Annotated in this window: 3 protein-coding genes; all 3 read right to left on the bottom strand. The window is 60.2% G+C overall.

All coding sequences use genetic code 11. The annotated features are described in order from the left end of the window. The coding region (locus M7F93_RS11415; RefSeq protein ID WP_298173593.1) for a Slp family lipoprotein at nucleotides 1-406 on the bottom strand (406 nt) is incomplete at its 3' end. Nucleotides 407-458: 52 nt separating this feature from the next. Next, nucleotides 459-2,495 carry a phosphocholine-specific phospholipase C gene (locus M7F93_RS11410; protein ID WP_298173590.1) on the bottom strand — a complete coding sequence of 679 codons (2,037 nt, stop codon included), beginning with the start codon at nucleotides 2,493-2,495 and terminating at the stop codon, nucleotides 459-461. A 23-nt stretch (nucleotides 2,496-2,518) separates the two neighbouring features. After that, nucleotides 2,519-3,301, bottom strand: a complete 783-nt coding sequence (locus M7F93_RS11405; protein ID WP_298173588.1) for a tetratricopeptide repeat protein — start codon at nucleotides 3,299-3,301, stop codon at nucleotides 2,519-2,521. Nucleotides 3,302-3,411: the final 110 nt, after the last annotated feature.

Raw genomic sequence — 3,411 nt, 5'->3', positions numbered from 1 at the left:
CGAGGGTCGGATAGGTGTAATCGAACTGCCCGATCTTGCGATGCGCGATGCCTTCCACCCGTCCGATGAAGGTAATCTCGCGACCGGAACGATATAACATGGGGTCATAGAAGCCGGGTGCGCAGGCCAGGAAGCGACCGATATGCGCTTCTCCCCGCTCCGGTTCCGGTCGACCATCACGGCGCAGCGGTTCCCCCAGCACCGTAAAGCAGGTCTCGTGCGCTTCAGGGTGGGTTTCAATCAGTTTCCCTCCCCAGCGGACCTGCTTTCCCTGAGCGGTGCCCGATTGCGCGGCGCGCGGGGTGATGTCCGGAAACCGACCGCTCACCGGGGTGATGGTCGCACATCCCCCCAGCAAGGCGGCAGATATGGCTATAGAGAATAAGCGGAGAACATTTCTGAACATGGCTGCTCCTTTCCCGTCTTCCCACGGGCGTATGCTATTCCTACGCAAGGGATCAAGCCAGAACCGGGGCGACATTGGCCGGATCGCTGAAGCTGTCCTTGCCGTTTTCTATATGCCCCGCCAAGCGCCAATGGTGGTCGGGCGTGTCCACGCCGAGGTCATACCAGTGATGACTGCCCTGCAGGTCCCAGACCACGTCCTGAATTTGTCCGGCGGCGAGATCGAAGCCGCGTGCGGCTTGCTGGTAGGCCTTATCGCGGAGCTGTACCGGGAGCGTCTCGGTACCGGTATTGTAGAGGCGCACCCGGATATCCCCGTTGGCTTCACTGTGGGTGGAGACGTGCAGATCCGATGCGCCATGGCCCTGTACTTTGCGCACAAAACCATTCGGCCCGTATATGGTCATGGCCAGCGCCTGCCCTTCCGGCAAAGCGATATCATCACTGAGTTGATCCCCGGCCCCCATGCTGTAACGCTGGGGCAATTCGGCGCTGGCGTCCCAGTAGGCATAGCAGCAGACACCGGTTTGGGAGCGGTTATCGAATGCCAGATGCATACCACCAGCCTGTACCCGCATGACCACATCCAGGTCATAGGGGATGGGTCGCGCCGGACGAACGCCTGTTTCTTGCGGGATAATCCGATTTTCCTGCGTGGCGGGCACTTCCGGCGGCGGCAACGTGGCTTCGCGATAGACCATGTCCCGATAACCGGCGGTCTTGGGCAGGGGCGCCATCCGGTCATTGTGCCGGGAAAAGTCGAAGGCGGAGGTGAGATCTCCGCAAACCGCCCGTCGCCACGGCGAAATGTTGGGTTCGCTGACGCCGAAACGCTGTTCGATAAAGCGGATGACCGAGGTGTGGTCGAAGACTTCCGAGCAGACATAACCGCCCTTGCTCCAAGGGGAGATCGCCATCATCGGAACGCGCGGGCCGAGACCGTAAGGCAACTGATCCGCTGTATAGAGCATATCCTGATCCGGGTTGACCACGTTGTGGATTTCTCCTTCGGTGCTGACCGTGGATTTGCCGGGGCGCACCGGGGTCGGCGGCTGCGGTGGGGGGACGTGATCGAACAAGCCATCATTCTCGTCGTAGTCGAGGAGAAGCACCGTCTTGCCCCAGACTTCCGGGTTGGCGGTCAGCGCATCCAGCACCCGGGCGATGTACATGGCGCCATAGGCGGGTGGATTGGACGGATGCTCGGAGTCTTCGAAAACCGGCACGATCCATGAGACTTGTGGCAGCCGGTTGCGGATGACGTCTTCCTTGAGCTGGATCAGGGTGCGCACCATCATGGCGCGTTGGTAGAGTTCGGAATCCTCAGGGGCGTCCGCAAAACTGCGGAAGTGGGCCAGCGCATTCAGCGTCCGGGGGATAAGGTCAACCTCGCGCAGGCGCTGCTGATACACCTGCCAGGAGATACCCGCGTTTTGCAATCGCTCCGCGTAAGTCGTCCAGGTAAGGGGATTCACCTGGGTATCCCGACACGTTGTATCGTCGATAAGCGGTCCGCCGTGGTGCCCTTGCGGATCAATCATTCCGGTCCAGAGCATGCAGCGGTTGGGACAGGTCGGGCCGGCGAGAGAGCAGAAGTAATGGTCACAGATGGTGAAGGCGTCGGCCAGGGCGTAGTGGAAGGGGATGTCTGCGCGCTGGAAGTAGCCCATGGTCATGTCGGTCTTGTTCAGGGGCCATGCGTCATAGAGGCCACCGGCGATGGCCCCGTGCTGGGAGGCCCAGCTATGGTCGAGATCCCGGAGCAGTTGGGCGGAGGTTTTTTGGGTGTTCAGATGAAAGGGCAGGATGTGGTCTTCGGGATGTTCCATGCGCGGCTGATACCAGACGGGTTTGCCGCCCGGCAAGGTCAACGGAAACCGGTCATTGTAACCCTTCACTCCCCGAAGATGGCCGAAATAGTGATCAAAGGAGCGGTTTTCCTGCATGAAGACGACGATGTGTTCGACATCCTGCAGACTGCCGGTGTGGCCGATAGCCGGCAGTGTCGTGGCTTTGGCCAGTGTGCTGCTCAAAAAAGCCGATGCGGCGGCACCGAAGCCTAATGTTTTGAGAAAATCGCGGCGTTCCATAGATATGGTCTCCTTTTTGGATCTCAGGACGTCTGCCCGCGTTTTCTCCGGGCGGACTCCAGACGGTGGATGGCGACGGCTGCGGGGGCGTAGTGCCACTTCAAGGCGCGGTGCAACCATTGCAGAGCTTTGGTGCGGTCTCTGGGGACGCCATGCCCGTAGGCGTAGCTCAGTCCCATGTCATAAGCGGCAGCCCCGTTGGGCTCTGTGTTCAGGGATCGGAGGATGCGCTGACTGTGCTGCAAATAATATTGATATTTCGCGGCATTTTTGGGGACCACGCGACCTTTATCATAGGTCTTGGCCAACCAGTAATTGCTGTTCACCAGTTGCGGCACCGCCATGCCCATGCGGAACCAGTAAGCGGCCTGGGCCGGGCTGCGAGTCACGCCATCGCCATTGAGATAGGCGTTGGCCACCTGGCGCTGGGCAGACCGATCTCCCGCTTTCGCCGACCACAAGTACCAGTGAAAAGCCCTTGTCTGACTTTTCGGTACACCGAGTCCCGCAGCGTAGAGATTGCCCAAGGCAAAACCCGCCCAGGCGTCGTCGTATTGCGTTGCAGTCTGTTCCAACCGGGGTACCGCCTGCCGGTAAGCCTTAGCATTGAGTAGACCGACAATACGGATGTCCGCAGCATGCATGGCTTTGGCGTGGGCCAGATACCGTCCCGCATCCGCACCCGCTGAACCGGGATGGGCTTCATTGCTGAACGCAATGGGCGCGGGGGACACCATCGTTGCGGCACCCGCACCCATCGGCAGACAGAGCCCGAGCAGTGCTCCAGCTAGCCATGTATTTTCCATATTATTCCATCTCCCCCGCCTGATAGGCGGCAATGGGTGCTTGCTGCTTTTGGGCATAGGCCTGGAGATAAGCCATGACCTGCGCGTAGGACGTGACCCCTTTGCTGGCG

The sequence above is a fragment of the Acidithiobacillus sp. genome, assembly GCF_027322205.1.
GTDB lineage: Bacteria > Pseudomonadota > Gammaproteobacteria > Acidithiobacillales > Acidithiobacillaceae > Acidithiobacillus.
This window is presented reverse-complemented; position numbering and strand designations above follow the sequence as displayed.